Source organism: Geothrix sp. SG200 (genome assembly GCF_022808935.1).
In the GTDB taxonomy this organism is placed as follows: Bacteria; Acidobacteriota; Holophagae; order Holophagales; family Holophagaceae; genus Geothrix; species Geothrix alkalitolerans.
Map to the genome: position 1 here is coordinate 767,988 of NZ_JAKZFR010000001.1, position 14,720 is coordinate 782,707.

15 protein-coding genes are annotated in these 14,720 nt (G+C 69.4%); 8 read left to right on the forward strand and 7 right to left on the reverse strand.

All coding sequences use genetic code 11. The features are described from left to right. Window positions 1–124: 124 nt before the first annotated feature. From ML539_RS03360 to ML539_RS03385, 6 genes are read right to left on the reverse strand one after another with little or no spacing between them, the layout of a single operon-like run. A complete protein-coding gene (locus ML539_RS03360) occupies window positions 125–1,666 on the reverse strand; it encodes a polyamine aminopropyltransferase (protein ID WP_243320633.1) in 1,542 nt (513 codons plus the stop codon). A 27-nt stretch (window positions 1,667–1,693) separates the two neighbouring features. Then, window positions 1,694–2,089: a GxxExxY protein gene (locus ML539_RS03365; RefSeq protein ID WP_243320635.1), complete on the reverse strand. Its 396-nt coding sequence runs from the start codon at window positions 2,087–2,089 to the stop codon at window positions 1,694–1,696. After that, complete coding sequence (locus ML539_RS03370; protein ID WP_243320637.1) at window positions 2,082–2,300, reverse strand: DUF350 domain-containing protein; 219 nt, start codon at window positions 2,298–2,300, stop codon at window positions 2,082–2,084. Before ML539_RS03370 ends, ML539_RS03365 begins: the two co-directional genes overlap by 8 nt. Beyond that, the gene (locus ML539_RS03375) at window positions 2,300–2,479 is read right to left on the reverse strand and encodes a hypothetical protein (RefSeq protein WP_243287879.1); all 180 of its coding nucleotides are present in this window, start codon (window positions 2,477–2,479) and stop codon (window positions 2,300–2,302) included. The genes ML539_RS03370 and ML539_RS03375 overlap by 1 nt, the downstream gene beginning before the upstream one ends. After that, window positions 2,479–4,533 (reverse strand): DUF4178 domain-containing protein, encoded by a 2,055-nt coding sequence (locus tag ML539_RS03380; protein ID WP_243320639.1) that lies wholly within the window; start codon window positions 4,531–4,533, stop codon window positions 2,479–2,481. The genes ML539_RS03375 and ML539_RS03380 overlap by 1 nt, the downstream gene beginning before the upstream one ends. 18 nt (window positions 4,534–4,551) lie before the next feature. Beyond that, window positions 4,552–5,709, reverse strand: coding sequence for a pyridoxal phosphate-dependent aminotransferase (locus tag ML539_RS03385; protein ID WP_243320641.1), 1,158 nt, complete (start codon window positions 5,707–5,709; stop codon window positions 4,552–4,554). A gap of 137 nt (window positions 5,710–5,846) precedes the next feature. On the opposite strand from ML539_RS03385, the gene elbB reads away from it, so the two are divergent. Beyond that, window positions 5,847–6,524, forward strand: a complete 678-nt coding sequence (gene elbB / locus ML539_RS03390; RefSeq protein ID WP_243320643.1) for an isoprenoid biosynthesis glyoxalase ElbB — start codon at window positions 5,847–5,849, stop codon at window positions 6,522–6,524. Window positions 6,525–6,900: 376 nt separating this feature from the next. After that, complete coding sequence (locus tag ML539_RS03395) at window positions 6,901–8,157, forward strand: acyl-CoA dehydrogenase family protein (RefSeq protein WP_243320645.1); 1,257 nt, start codon at window positions 6,901–6,903, stop codon at window positions 8,155–8,157. Window positions 8,158–8,187: 30 nt separating this feature from the next. Here ML539_RS03395 and ML539_RS03400 read toward each other — a convergent pair whose 3' ends face one another. After that, window positions 8,188–8,892 carry a hypothetical protein gene (locus ML539_RS03400; protein ID WP_243320648.1) on the reverse strand — a complete coding sequence of 235 codons (705 nt, stop codon included), beginning with the start codon at window positions 8,890–8,892 and terminating at the stop codon, window positions 8,188–8,190. Window positions 8,893–8,961: 69 nt separating this feature from the next. On the opposite strand from ML539_RS03400, the gene ML539_RS03405 reads away from it, so the two are divergent. The 6 genes from ML539_RS03405 (at window position 8,962) to ML539_RS03430 (ending at window position 14,647) form a co-directional block, all read left to right on the forward strand. Beyond that, window positions 8,962–9,597, forward strand: coding sequence for a DUF2520 domain-containing protein (locus ML539_RS03405; RefSeq protein WP_243320649.1), 636 nt, complete (start codon window positions 8,962–8,964; stop codon window positions 9,595–9,597). Window positions 9,598–9,619: 22 nt separating this feature from the next. Beyond that, window positions 9,620–10,468 carry an EamA family transporter gene (locus tag ML539_RS03410; protein WP_243320651.1) on the forward strand — a complete coding sequence of 283 codons (849 nt, stop codon included), beginning with the start codon at window positions 9,620–9,622 and terminating at the stop codon, window positions 10,466–10,468. Next, entirely contained in the window at window positions 10,465–11,061 is a 597-nt protein-coding gene (gene miaE, locus ML539_RS03415; protein WP_243320652.1) for a tRNA isopentenyl-2-thiomethyl-A-37 hydroxylase MiaE, read from the forward strand. The genes ML539_RS03410 and miaE overlap by 4 nt, the downstream gene beginning before the upstream one ends. 397 nt (window positions 11,062–11,458) lie before the next feature. Beyond that, window positions 11,459–12,160: a TetR/AcrR family transcriptional regulator gene (locus ML539_RS03420; protein ID WP_243320654.1), complete on the forward strand. Its 702-nt coding sequence runs from the start codon at window positions 11,459–11,461 to the stop codon at window positions 12,158–12,160. 19 nt (window positions 12,161–12,179) lie between these two features. Continuing rightward, window positions 12,180–13,979 (forward strand): PDZ domain-containing protein, encoded by a 1,800-nt coding sequence (locus ML539_RS03425; protein WP_243320656.1) that lies wholly within the window; start codon window positions 12,180–12,182, stop codon window positions 13,977–13,979. Continuing rightward, complete coding sequence (locus tag ML539_RS03430; protein WP_243320658.1) at window positions 13,976–14,647, forward strand: glycosyltransferase family 2 protein; 672 nt, start codon at window positions 13,976–13,978, stop codon at window positions 14,645–14,647. The genes ML539_RS03425 and ML539_RS03430 overlap by 4 nt, the downstream gene beginning before the upstream one ends. Window positions 14,648–14,720 lie beyond the last annotated feature (73 nt).

Genomic DNA, 14,720 nt, shown 5'->3' on the forward strand with positions numbered 1-14,720 from the left:
ATTCGAGCGGTCTGTTCACCGCAGAGAACGCGGAGAGCGCAGAGAAAGGCCAAATGATTCTCTGCGCTCCCCGCGTTCTCTGCGGTTGGCGTTTGTCGTTCCGGGGATGGGAGATGGATGGCCCTCACGACCACCGCCGCCACTCCCGGGCGTAGAGGTGGACGAGCACCTGGTTGTCGAGGCGGTTCACTTCGGTGGGCACACGGTCCATGTCCCTGGGGAAGGCGAACATGGCGGCCGTGGTCTCGTCGGAGAGGTGGCGCAGGCCCGGCAGCACGTGCGTGGGGATGGCGAAATCGCGCTTGGAGGCCAGGGCGAAGCCCCAGACGCCGAAGGAGGGCACAGCCAGGTGGTAGGGATGCACCTTCAGGCCCGCGGCCTCCATGGTGGCGGCGATGCACCAGAAAGATTCCCGCGCCATGAGGGGCGAGGTGCTCTGCACGGCGATCATGGCGTCATCGGTGAGGCGGCGCTGGAGCAGGCGGTAGAAGCGGGAGGTGTAGAGCTTCCCCAGGGCGTAGGTGTTGGGGTCGGGGAAGTCCACCAGGGCCAGGTCGAAGGGTGGGCCTGGATTCTCCTGGAGCCAGACCATGGCGTCGGCGTTGATCACCTTCACGCGGGGGTCCTCCAGGGAAGCCCCGTTGAGCTGGCGCACCATGGGTTGGAACCGGGCCATGTCGGTCATGGCGGGGTCCAGGTCCACCAGCACGATCTCCTGGACGGAAGGGTGCTTCAGCACCTCGCGCACAGCCAGGCCGTCGCCGCCGCCGCAGATGAGCACCCGCTTCGCATCGGGCTTCACGCCGAAGGCCGGATGCACCAGGGCCTCGTGGTAGCGGTACTCGTCCGCTGAGGAGAACTGCAGGTTGCCGTTCAGGAAGAGCTGGAAGCTGCCCCGGCCCCGGGTGAGCACGATGCGCTGGTAGGGGCTGTCCTTGGCGTAGACGATCTCGTCGGCGAAGACCTCCTCCTCCAGCACCAGCGTGAACTTCCCGGTGAACGCCAGGCCCACCGCCAGCAGGGCCATGACCGCCAGGCAGCGCAGGCGGATCAGCCGCGTGGGCCCCAGCTGCGTGGCCAGCAGGTAGGTGCACCAGAGGCCCACGGTGGCGTTCAGCAGGCCGAAGAACAGGCTGGTGCGCACCAGGCCAAGCTTGGGCATGAAGAGCAGGGGGAAGAGGATCGAGGCAAACAGCGCGCCCATGTAGTCGAGGGTGAGCACGCCCGCGATGAGATCCTTGAAGCGCACCTGGTTCTTCAGGATGCGCATGAGGATGGGGATCTCCAGGCCCACCAGCGTGCCCACGACCATCACCACGCCGTAGAGCACCACCCGGAAGGCGTGGGTGTGGGCGAAAGCCTGGAAGAGGATGGGCGCAGAGAAGCCGCCCACCAGGGCCACGCCCAGCTCCAGGTCCACGAAGCGCCGCGCGAGGCCCCGCTGGATGAACTTCGAGAGATACGATCCCAGCCCCATGGCGCTGAGGTACACCCCGATGACCGTGGAGAACTGCATCACCGAGTCGCCCAGCAGGTAGCTCGACAGGGTGCCGGCCACCAGCTCGTAGATCAGCCCGCAGCTGGCGATGAGCAGCACGCTGATGAACAGCAGCGGCGCCTTGAGCGTCGGTGCGGTCTGGGGGATCTCAGGAGAAGAATTAGCCACGGATGGACACAGATGAACACGGATGGGTCATAGAGAGATGCGCTTCACGCCGACTTTGGGATGGTGGAAGTTGAGAATCAAGGCCCTGCGCAGCCCCGTGGCGCGGAGGTAGTTGATGCATTGAGCCACATGTATGTCTTCGAGGTGTTTGACACACTTCAGCTCGACGAGGACGCACCCGGCCACGAGAAGGTCTGCGACATAGTCACCAACTGCGACACCCTGGTACATCACTTTGATCGGAGGCTGCTGGGCGACCTGGAAGCCGCTGGCCCTCAGCTCATGAGCGAGGGCGTTTTCGTAGACCTTCTCGAGGAAGCCCGAGCCCAGCGTATTGCTGACCCGAAATGCGGCCCCGATGATGGCTTCGCACACGGCCTCCAATCCGTGTTTATCCGTGTTCATCTGTGTCAAATCACCCATGGATCGCGGCGGCGATGATGAGGCTGATGCCCAGGATGAGACTGCCTAGGACGATGCCCAGGGCCACGTTCTGGTCGTCCTCCATCTCCTTGCGGAGGGAGAAGGGCAGGACCTTCACGAGGAGGAGCCAGACCACGCCGAGGATGACGAGGCCCAGGATGGAGAAGATGGCGGCGACGAGGAGCTGGTGGAGCAGTTGGTCCGTGATCATCACTTACCCCCGTGGAATCCGTTGTTGTGCAGGAAGGTGCGGTAGGCGCCGGGCGTCTGGCGCACGCTGGGCGGCAGGTCTGCGCGGCGGCGGTTCCCGAAGAACTCCCGGCCGAAGAAGCCGTTGGCCACCATGAGGCTGAAGCCGCCGCCGAGGAAGAGCAGGTAGAGGATCCTCATCAGTCGTCGCTCCCGGAGGCGCCCGCGTTCGGCGCGTACATGCTCTCCTGCCAGCGCCGGCTCTCGAAGGCGACCAGGCGGAACACCATGAGCAGAGGCACGAGCAGGATGGCCAGCAGGGCCAGGCCCGGGTAGAGCCAGCGCATGACCCCCTGGCGCAACTTCACGTCGATCAGCCGGACCGGCGGCACCTTCCCGTCCCATTGGGGCGCGAGACGCAGCACGTAGCTTCCCGGCGGCACGGCGCTGAGGAACACCGTGTCGGCGCGGCCCCCCTCGGACCAGGACTCGCCGCCATCCACGCCGTGGTACCAGCTCGATTCCACCAGGAAGAGCTCCGCCACGCCCGTGGTCTCGCTCACCAGGGCTCCCTCCACGCCCACCCAGCTGTTGTTCACGGGAGCGTTGAGGGTGACCGCGAGGTTCTGGCGGCCGTCCTTGATTTCGATGGGGTCGGAGAAGAACACCGGCTCCTGGGGTTCCGCCGGGGTCGCGGGTGTCGTTGGGGCCATGGGAACCGCCGGGGTCGGTGGCGGGGTCTGCGGCCTGCGCACGGGGATGCCCGGGCCGGCGGCGCCGGGGGCCCCGGTCTGGATCCGGGCCAGGTCGTACAGGTCCAGCTGCCGATGGAACAGCTCCTCGTTGCGGTGCGTGATGGACTCCGCCATCACGAGCAGCAGCAGCAGGCCCAGGGCGCCGACCAGCCAGAGGGCGGACTTCGCGAGGGCGGCCTTGTGGGGGTTGGGCTGGAAGGACGCGATGCCGATGGGTTCCGGCGGGGCGCCCTGCAGCTTGAAGGCGGACCAGACCTCCGCCGGCGCCAGATAGGTGGAGAGGCTCCAGTTCACCTCGCCGCCCCCGCCCTTGTGGGGCTGGCGTTCGCGGGTGAGGCTCTGGGGCGGGGCCACGAACTCGGCCACCTCGACCCGTTCGCCCTGCTCCACCTGCCAGTAGAACTCACCCCACACGCCTTCGACGATCGCTTCGACATCCTGGAAGCGCCGCCAGGTACGGCCCTGGGCGAAGAGGTTCTTCTGGCCGTCGCGGGCCTGGGGAATCTCGCCGGGCGCCACCGCCACGGCCAGGCTCCAGTGGCCCTCGCTCTGCACCAGCCACTGGAAGCCGTGGCGGTCATCCAGCAGCAGGTACTCGTTCCAGGGATAGGTCGTGCCCTCAATGGCGCAGCTCCGGCGCAGCTGGCCGATGCAGGTGACCGGCTGGCCACGCAGATTGCCCTCCGCACCCAGCGGAATGACCACATCCTGGCGGGGCTGCTGCAGGCTCTTGAGGAAGGCGAGCTTTCCGTTTTCAGCCGAGAGCAGGCTGCCGCAGCTGGGACAGCCCACCCGCTGGGTCTGGTCCGGAGCGCGCAGCGCCAGGGCTCCGCCGCACTTGGGGCAGTTGAGGGCCTGGGTGCCGACCTTTGGAGGCTTCCGCGTGCCGCCCTGGATTCCCAGCTCCGCCAGCGACACCTCGCGGCCCAGGAAGAAGAGGGGCGGCTCCTCGCCGTAGTCCAGGGTGGCGAAGGCGCCGTTGCGGCCCGAGAGGTCGGCGTAGCGGTAGGTGGCGCCCGGCTCCACGGCCCAGGGGATCTCGCCTTCGGCGCTGTGGAAGGCGGCCTCGCTCACCTCGTCCACGGTCCAGAGACCGTCCGGTCCCAGATCCGCCAGGCCGCCCGGTTGCAGGTCTGCTGGTGCGGGCAGGGCCCCGTGGGGGGCCTGGGTGAAGGTGAGGTAGAAGTGGCCCTGGGCCTCCGCCAGCCATCCCCAGCGGCCGTCGTCGAGGGCCAGGTACCACTCGTCCCACACGCCGCCGAGGGGGTGCTTCAGCTGCACTCGGCCCGCCAGGGTGAACGAGCGCCCGGCATGCCGCCCCGTGGCACCCAGGCCCAGAGGCGAGCCCGTGTCCACCAGGTCGGCCACCTTGCCGATGAGCTCGGGATCCCGGTCGCGCCGGGCCGCCAGGGCCTTGCAGTAGGAGCAGACGGCCACCATGGTTCCGGGCCGGAAGCTCAGGGGGGCACCGCAGCTGGGGCAGGAGGTGAGGGGGCTCATGGGGATCGCCGAATTATGTCAGAGGATCGGAAGGATGCAGTCGAGGCCTTCCCGAAAGCCCGTTTCCGGCGTGAGCAGGCTGAGCACCAGGTGGCCGTCCCCCGGCAGGTCGAAGAAGGAACCCGGATGCGTGAGCACCCCCGTCTGCTCGAGCAGGCGCAGGGCGCAGGCCTCATCCGCGTCCACGGCGGGGCGACGCAGCAGGACCGACCAGCCGCCTTCCACGGGAAGCCGGGTGAGGCGGGGGTGTCGGGCGAGCGCGGCGTCCAGGGTTGCCAGGTTGGCGGAGAGCCGGGCGCGCACCTGGGAACGGATCGCGGGCGCCAGGGCCAGAAGGGCCTGTGCCGCGGCCTGGACCGGCGCGGAAACGGAAAGATACTGGTCCGCCAGGAAGGCAAGAGCCTCCAGGTGCGCCTCGGCGCCGACGCCGCGCACGGCGATCCAGCCCAGCTTGAGCTGGGGCAGGGCGGCCACCTTGCTGAGCCCCGACAGCAGGAAGACCGGGCAGGGCGGTGCGGCATCGTCCAGGGCCGTGGGGAGCCGGTCCGCCGGAGCCTCCAGGGCGTAGTCCGCGAAGACCTCGTCCACCAGCAGGGCCAGACCCCGGCGGGCACAGAGGGCCGTGAGGGCGTCCCACTCGCCCTTGGACAGGAAGTGTCCCGTGGGGTTGTTGGGGTTCACGACCACGATGGCCCGGGTGCGGGGACCCACCGCGTCTTCCAGGGCGCCCAGGTCGAGGTGCCAGCGGTCATGGAAGTAGGAGGGCACGGGACGGGCGTGCAGGCCCTCCAGGCGCGCCAGCCACTCGAAGAGCGGGTAGCTGGGGCTGGGCACCAGGATCTCGTCGCCGGGGTCGCCCAGCAACTTGAAGAGCAGGCCATAGCCCTCGCTGGTGGAGGCTGTGAGCAGCAGGTCCTCCGCCCGCAGCCCATGCCCGTGGTGGGCGGCCACGGCCTCCCGGGCGACCCGGGAACCCAACGGATCGGGATCGTAAGCCAGCACCGCGGGCGTGGACAGCGCCGCGCGGATGTCCGTCTCGGGATAGGCGAACCCGCAGCGGGTGGGGTTCGACACCGTGAGATCCAGGACATCCCGGCTTTCCCGCCGCATGCGAGCCAGCGCCGCAGACAGGGCGTTGGGCTCGAAACCGTGCGGGAGGCGCGACGAAAGGTGCATGGGGCTAGGTTAATCGAACCGCTGGCTCACCGCGGAGAACGCTGAGGAAGGAATGTTTTTCTCTGCGCGCTCCGCGTTCTCTGCGGTTGGCGGTTTGTCTTTAGAGGGATAATCGACCCACAAATCAGGAGGCTCCCATGGCGAAGACCCCCAAGGTCGCAGTGCTGTTGGCCGGATGCGGCCACCTGGACGGCGCGGAGGTGCGCGAGGCGGTGCTGACGCTGCTGGCCCTGGACCAGCACGGGGCCGCCTTCCAGTGCATCGCCCCCAACGCCGACCAGCACCACGTCATCAACCACGTCACGGGCCAGCCCGTGCCCGGCGCCACCCGCAACATCCTGGAGGAGTCCAGCCGCATCGCCCGTGTGGGCCAGTGCCTGGATCTCGCCCAGGCCAAGCCCGGTGACTACGACGCCCTGGTGATGCCCGGCGGCTACGGTGTGGCCAAGAACCACTGCAGCTTCGCCTTCAAGGGCGCCGAGGCCGACGTGCGGCCGGACGTGGCAGCGTTCGTGCGGGCCTTCTTCGACGCGAAGAAGCCCGTGGGCGCCATCTGCATCGCCCCGGCCCTGGTGGCCCTGGCGCTTTCCGGGAAGGCCTCCGCCGACCTCACGCTGGGCAACGACGCGGGCTGCGCCGCGGCCGTCACCAAGCTGGGCCAGCGGCACAAGGACACGCCGGATTCCCGGCAGATCGTGATCGACGAAACCTGCAAGCTCGTCACCACACCGGCCTACATGTTCGACGACGCACGGCTGAGCGATGTGTGGGTCGGCATCGAGCGCTGCGTGGCCGAAGTGCTGAAGCGGTGCTGAGAGTGCCTAACAAACCCCCCATGGGGCCGCGCGAGGGTCGCCGGGCGAGCGAGGCGAGGAACACGAGGGAGGCTCCGGCTCCACGAGCCGTAGGCGAGTGGGAGGCACGCAAGGCGTGCCGTCAGACGGAGGGCGTAGCGGCATCGCCCTCCACCTGGTGGGCCCTGCCCCGCAGGGCCCTCCCGCTCGTTCCTCGCGGAGGTGGAGCCTCCCCGCCGGCCCTCGCCCGGAGGGAGAAAGCCAGGTGGGCGCCTCGCGGCGTCACGGCCCTTGAACGATGTCCCGCATCGCCCTGCGGGCCCTTTCTTGCGGTGCATCCCACCTGGTTTTCTCGCGGCCCCGTCGGGGTTTTGTTAGGCACTCCAAAGGAGGCCCCATGACCACCTGCCCGGACGAGCTGCTGGACGAGCGGACCCGAAGCCTGCGGGAGGAAGTCCGGACCTTCGTGAAGGCCGTGCCCCGGGACCTCCTGCTGGACATGGACGCGGAGCGGGTGCGGTACCCCAAGGACTACCTGGCGGAGGCCGGCCGGCGGGGCCTGCTGGGCCTCCGCTTTCCGGAGGCCTACGGAGGGCGCGCGCTGCCCTGGACCACCGAGCTGGCGGCGCTGGAGGAGGTCGGCGTCCTGGGCACCTCGCTCGGCTGCCTCTACTCGCTGGTGTCCATCGTGGGCGAGGCCCTCGTCCACTTCGGGACCGAGGCGCAGAAGCGCCGCTACCTGGCGCCCATGATCGCGGGGACACTCGCGCCCGCGGAGGCGCTTACGGAGCCCCGGGGCGGATCGGACTTCTTCGGGGCCGCCACTCGTGCCGTCCGTGACGGGGATGCCTTCATCCTCGACGGCCAGAAGCGGTTCGTGGTGGGCGCCGAGGGGGCGGATGTCTTCCTGGTCTACGCCCGCACCTCGGACGATGGCGATCCCCGGCGGTCCATCACGGCCTTCCTCGTGGAGCGGGGCGAGGGCCTGACGGTGGAGCATGTGTACGGCCTGATGGGCACCCGGGGCGGCGGCACCGGGCGGCTCCGGTTCCGAAACTGCCGCGTGCCCCTGGCCCAGGTGCTGGGCGGCGAAGCCGGGATCGGGCAGGGGGCCGAGGTCTTCGACCAGATGATGATCCCCGAGCGCATGACCAGCGCGGGCGGGGCCCTGGGCATGGCCCGGGCCGGGCTGGAGATCGCCGCGCGCTACGCGGCGAAGCGCAAGGCCTTCGGGCAGGAGATCCGGCGCTTCGAGGGCGTCTCCTTCAAGATCGCCGAGTCCCTCACGCAGCTCGAGGCGGCCCGCGCCCTCTGCCGGGAGACGGGGCGCGCCATCGACCACGGCGGCGTCGCCCCGGGGCGCGTGCGGCGCATGGTGTCCGAGTCCAAGAAGTTCGCCACGGACACGGCCTGGACTGTGGTGAACCACGCCATGCAGGTGCTGGGCGGCATCGGCTACACCAATGTCTACCCGCTGGAGCGCCTCCTGCGCGACATCCGCCTCATCCTCATCTGGACGGGCACCAACGAGATCATGGACCTCGTCATCCAGCACGAGTTCTATCACGAGTTCCTCAAAGCGCCCCTGCCCGGCCGCGACCTGGAGGCCGATGCGGTGAACGCCGAGGCTCCCGAGGAGAAGGTCTTCGAGTAATCGGCCGTCCCGGAGGCTTCTCTCGCGCCTTCAGCCCTCCGGTTCCCGCCGCGGATGCACCATCCGGCGCAGGGCGGGCGTCAGGATCCGGCTGGCGGCCAGAATGCGGGCTTCCTCGTCCAGGGCCCTGATCCAGGGGGCGGCATGCCCGAGGGCCAGGCCGGATTCCGGCAGGGCCAGGCTGCGGTCCAGGGCGCGCAGCACCTGGTCCGCCACGGGGCTCACCTCGCGCCAGCGCGAGGTGGCCAGAGCTTCGGCCTGTGCAGGGCGCAGAGGCGGCTGGATGAGGGCCACCAGGGCCTCCAGGCCCAGCTTGGGATTCTGGAGGAAAGCGGCCAGCACGCCCGCGTCGGGAGCCCGCCACACCAGGGCCCACAGGGGCCGCGGGGCGTGCAGGGCGAGGCTGCGGCGCTCGCCGGTGGTCATGGCCGTCCACTGCTGCTGGAGCTTTTCGATGGCCTGCTGGCGCGCCTGGGGGTGGGCCGCCGGGTCCACCGCCACTGCCGCCAGGGCCCGCCAGGGCAGGCGCATCATGAGCGAGGCGCGCAGGTGGGCGGTGGCCTTGGGGTGCTGGGCGATCCACCGGAGGAGCAGGGGGCGCTTCTTCAGGTCCGGAAGGTCCGCCGCCGCCTCCAGCCATCCCCGGGGCGGCTCCGGATGCCGGAGCATCCGCAGGAACCGCGGCCAGGGCAGCTCGGGCGGCAGGGCCCAGGGGGCGGAGGAGGAACGGGGCATGGGAACAGTCTAGAGAGACTGAAGACTGAAGACCGAGGACCGGACCCTGATTTGCGCCACACTATCCCCATGACTCCCGAGTTCACCATCCTGGGCCGGGGCCGCGCCGGCCGCGCGCTGGCGGCGGCCTGGGGGCCGCGGGCGGGCCTGCTGGATCACGGCGCTCGGCCGGAAGGCTTGGTGCTCCTGGCGGTGCCGGACCGGGCGGTGGCTGAGTTGGCCCGGTCCTTCCCCGGTCGCTGCGTACACCTGGCGGGCAGCCTGCATCTGCCGGATGTCCCCTGTGCTCATCCGCTCACCAGCTTCGACGGGCAGGCCCGGGACTGGAAGGGCACGCCTCTGGCCATCACGGGCGCGGTGCCGGACGGCCTGCGGAGGGCTTTCGGGGACCTGGGCTTCGCGGCCTTCGACCTGCCCGCTGAGCTGAAGCCTCTGTACCACGCGGCGGCAGTGCTCACCTCGGGCCACGCCGCCTCGCTGTGGCTGGGGGCGGAGGCCCTGCTGCGCGCCCGGGGCGTGGCACTGCCGGGCCGGGGCCTGGTCCCGCTGGCAGAGGCCACGCTGCGCAACGTGGCCGCCCTCGGGGCCGCGGGACGCACAGGCCCGTTCGCGCGCGGCGACGAGGCCACCATCGCCCGGGATGCCGAAGCCCTGCCTGAGCCCTGGCGGGACATCTTCCTGACACTGGGTCGTAGCCTCGACTGAACCGAATCCGCCCCGGAGCCTCATGTCCCTGCTGATGACCGTCTCGATCCTCTGGGCCCTGTCCTTCGGCCTCACGGCCCAGGTGAGCGAGCTGGGGGCACCCTTCGTGACGGCCATGCGGACCCTCCTGGCGGCACTGGTGTTCCTCCCCTTCCTGGATTCCAGGGGCCTCACACGGAGGCAGGTCCTGGCCTTCGCGGGCATCGGCGCCCTCCAATTCGGCCTGATGTACCTGCTCTACATCGCCTCCTTCCATTGGCTGCGCTCCTCCGAAGTGGCGCTCTTCACCATCTTCACGCCCCTCTTCGTGACCCTGGTGAGCGACCTGCTGGACGGCCGCATGTCGTGGATGTTCCTCCTCACGGCCGCCCTGGCGGTGCTGGGGACGGGCATCTGCGTGTGGTCGGGACTGGGGCGCCGCGGGATCCTCCTGGGCTTCCTGCTCATGCAGGCCGCGAACCTCTGCTTCGCCCTTGGCCAGGTGCTCTACCGGCGCCTGGCGCCTGCCTCGGGCAAGCGGGATCGCGACCTCATGGGCCTGCTCTACCTGGGGGCCTCCGTGGTGGCCGTGGCCATGGCCGCGCCCTCCATCCCCTGGGTCCGCATCTCCGCCATGGGCCTGCGCCAATGGGCGGTGCTGGTCTATCTCGGCGCCGTGGCGTCGGGCCTGGGTTTCTTCCTCTTCAATGCCGGGGCCCGGCGGACGGACATCGGTACCCTTGCCATCTTCAACAACATGAAGATCCCCCTGGCCATCCTGGCCTCGGGCCTGGTGTTCCGTGAAGCCGTGGACTGGCCGAGGCTCGCGGCCGGTGGCGCGGTGATCGCCTGCGCCCTTGGCTTGAACGGCCTCACTGGAGCAAGGCCATGAACGCCTTCACGCCCCCCCTGGCCCTCCGGGCCGAGACTCCCTCCGAATGGGCCGAGGCCGCCCTGGCGGACCCGGAAGCCCTGTTGTCCGACCACGCCCACTGCGAGAAGAAGGCCGCTCTCACGGCCCTCAACCTGGCCCGCCACCTGGGCGACATGGCCCGGGCCGCCGGGCTACTGGAGCGGCTGGCGGAGGAGGAGCTGGATCACCACCGCCGGGTGCTCGAGGGCCTCCAGGGCTTCGGCTGGACCCTGCGTCCGGACCGGGGGAACCCCTATGCCCAGGCGCTCCACCGGTCGGCCTCCAAGGGCCTGCTGGATCAGCTGCTCATCGCGGCCCTCATCGAGGCCCGCAGCTGCGAGCGGCTCTGGCTGCTGGAGCGCGCCGCCGCGACGCATCCGACCCTCGGGTCCGCTCCCTGGCTGGCCTTCCTGCTGGAGCTGGAACGGTGCGAGGCCGGCCACGCCCAGGCCTATCGGAGCCTGGCGGAGGAGCGGTTCGGCCGGGAGGCCGCCCAGCAGCGGCTGGACTGGTGGCTGGACCGGGAGGCGGAGGCGATCCGGATCCAGCCCTGGAGGTCTGCTGTCCATTAGTGCCTGTTTTCAAAGTGGGACGCCGCCGCGACGCTGCCTAGCCGCGCTCATGGCAAGGCGGCGGCCGAAGGGCGATGCGGGACATCGTTCGAGGCCGGCAACGCAGCCAGGGGTGCGGCTGGGCAGCGTCCCCCTCTCCCTATCGCAGGCCCCGCCCGGGGCCTGCTCCTGCCCGGCGGAAAGCCGGGCAGAGGGCGGAACTGGCAAGGGGCGGCGCCCGGAGCGATGCTGCGTCAAGCTCCTCGTCGATGGGTCCACCATCGCCTTCGTCGCTTTCCTTGCCTCGCTTGGGCGGCGCCCCTTGCGCGGCCACGCCCCACTTTGAAAACAGGCCCTAAGGTCTCTTAACCAGAAGTAGGCTCAACCGTGGCAGACTGGACTACCTCCGAGGCAGCCTATGTCCACAGTTCCCGACCACGGTCTCAAAGAGATGGTGCCGGTCTTCGGGCCCGACGCTCTCGGGGCCCAGGCCGGCGTGAGCTTCCACCACGCGCTGGCACGGCTCAGCGAGGGCGGCGACTTGAAGGCCCGCCTGCTGCTCTCGGCGCTCTCCCACTTTGCCGCCAAGGGCTACGATGGCGTGCAGGTGAAGGAGGTGGCCGAGGAAGCCGGCGTCTCCAAGCCCACCCTCTACTACCACTTCGGCAGCAAGGAGGGTCTCTTCCGGCAGCTCTGCCTCGTGTCCCTCTCGGCCATGGCCGTGCGCATCCAGCGGCTGGTCGAGCCGTTCCTGGCGTCGCCCATCCGGGGGGCCAAGGCCATTGACGAGGCCAGCGTGAAGCTCGCCCAGGCCTATCTCGATCTGCTCCTCGAGAGTCAGGAGTTCACCGGCTTCATCCTGCGGTCCATCGCCGTGCCGTCGCCGGATTCGGGATTCCGGGACCTCATGCCCCTGGTGGAGAAGGGGCTGGCCCCGCTGGGCCTCTTCATGAACCATGTGTTCGGCACGAGCCTGGAACAGGCGCGCAAGGAAGTGCTGCTGTTCACCTCCCTGGTGGGCGCCCTCATCGAGGAGAAGCTGCGCGATCCCCAATACCAGATCACTGGGGATGAGGTGCGGTGGGTGGCCCAGCGCTGGCTCCACGGCGTCCAGGGCTGACATTCGAGGGAAGGGCACCATGGCCAAGCTCGCCCCCATCAGGGCCACCCTCCGTCCGCTGGACCTGCCCCAGCATCTCTTCGAAGTCGAGCTGGCGGTCCCCGCCGAAGCCCTGAGTTCAGGCGCGGTGGCCGCGCTGCCCGCCTGGACGCCCGGTTCGTATCTGGTGCGGGACTACGCGCGGTTCGTGGACCGCGTGCGGGTTCTGGAGGGCCGCCGGGAACGACCCCTGGAGAAGCTCGACAAGCAGCGCTGGCGGGTGCCGGCGTCCAAGCGGGACCTCGTCCTCCGCTACCGTGTGTATGGCAATGACCTTACGGTGCGGACGAACCATGTGGACGCCGCCCACGCGCAGATCATCCCCGCCGCCACCTTCCTCTACCTGGAGGATCAGCTCGACCGGCCCGTGGAGGTCCGTTTCGAGGGCTTTCCCGGCGACTGGAAGGTGGCTTCCGCCCTGCCGCGGAAGCAAGGCGCCTGCCTGGCGAAGGATTTCGACACACTCGTGGATTCGCCGTTCGAGCTGGGCGCCTTCCGGATCCGAACCTTCAAGACGGGCGGCACGACCTTCGAGCTTGTGTTCACCGGGCCGCACAACGGCGATGAAGGACGCATGGCCGAGGCCACGCGGAAGATCGTGGAGGCCGCGGGCGCCATCTTCGGCGGCTTTCCCTTCAAGCGGTACGTCTTCTTCGTCACCTTCACGCCCAAGCTGCGCGGCGGCCTCGAGCACAGGGACTGCACCAGCCTCATCGCCGACAGCCATGCCTTCGACAAGCCCGAGGGCTATTTCGCCCTCTATCAGCTCGTAGCCCACGAGTTCTTCCACGCCTGGAACGTGAAGCGGCTTCACGATCCGGCCCTGGGGCCCTTCGACTACAGCCGGGAGAACCCCACGAAGATGCTCTGGTTCCACGAGGGGCTCACGTCGTACATGGAGCACGTGATCGTCCTGCGGGCCGGCGTGGTGCCCTGGAGCCACACCGCGAAGGAGCTGGCCAAGTGCTGGAGCGAGCAGGTGCAGCGTCCCGGGCGGCTGGAGCAGAGTCTGGAGGAGTCCAGCTGGGATGCCTGGATCCGCTTCTACAAGCAGCATGAGTTCAGCCCCAACAGCTCGGTCAGCTACTACGACAAGGGCGAGATGGTGGCCTGGCTCATGGATGCCACCCTCCGGGAGGGCAGCCGCGGAAAGGCCGGACTGGCGGATCTCTTCGCCCTGCTCTGGACGCGCCACGGCGAGGCCGGCCTTACGGATACGGATGTGCGCCAAGCCTTCCGGGAGCTCTCCGGAAATGACCCGGAGCCCTTCTGGGACGCCTACATCTCAGGCCGTGCGGAGCTGGACCCTGCGCCCCTCCAGCGCGCCTTCGGCCTGTTGATGGAAGTCCGGGCGCCCTGGGAATCCCTCGGCCCCGAAGAGGCCAAGGACCCTGCGGCCCAGCGACGGGCCCGATCCTGGACGGGCCTGGTGCTGACCCCCAATGGACCCACCATCCAGAACGTGATTCCCGGCAGCCCCGCCGCCAGGGCAGGCCTCAGCTTCGGCATGGAGATCCTGGCGGTGGACGGCTGGCGCACCACGACCGCCGCCGAGGCTCAGAGGTACCTCGCAGACCCCGGACCCGGTGGAACGGTTGCGGTCCTGGCGGCGGACCGGGGCCGGGTGTTGGCGGTTGACGTGCCCGTGGTCGAGAGCCCCGATCGCTCCCACCGGCTGGCGGTGGATTCCCGGGCCGGCACCACGCAGCGGATCGCGTTCTCGGCGTCCTACGGCCAGGCCCTCCCCTCCGCGCCGGTGAAGCGGGGCGGGCGCCGGTGAGGATCGCCGCGATCCTCGCCGCCCACGACGAGGCGGATCACATCGGAGCGGTGCTGGAGGGCCTGAAGCCATTCGGCCTCCAGCGCGTGCTGGTGGTGGATGACGGTTCCTCGGACCGCACCGGGTCCGTGGCCGCCGCCCATGGCGCCGAGGTTCTGCGCCTGGAGCCGGGGCAGGGCGGGGGGAAGGGGCAGGCCCTGCGGGCGGGGATCGCCCGCCTGCGCCCCGACGCCTTCGACTTCTACCTGTTCCTGGACGCGGACGGCCAGCATGATCCGGTCGACCTTCAGCGCTTCCTGGATCACCTCGCCTCACACCCGGACGCAGACTTCCTGATCGGTTCGCGTCTCCTGGACCGGGCGAAGATCCCTGCCAAGCGCTGGCGCACCAACGCCCTGGGCACCTGGACTCTGGGCCGCATCGCCGGCGTCACCTGGGAGGACAGTCAGAGCGGCTTCCGCATGATCCGCAAGAAGGTGCTGGATCGGCTGGAGCTGAAGTCGCGCGGATTCGCCATCGAGATGGAGATCGCGATGAAGGCGGCCGACTGGAAGCTGCGGTGGGTCCACGTGCCCATCCGGGCCATCTATCAGCCGGGACCCGTGAGGAGCCATTTCCGCGGCGTGATGGATACCTGGCTGATCGCCTGGGAATCCCTGAAGTGCTAGCTGGCTTCAACCCGGTCAGGCCTTGTCACTTGGCGCTGCCCTGCAGCGCCAAGCTCGGGCCTGATCCGGGTTG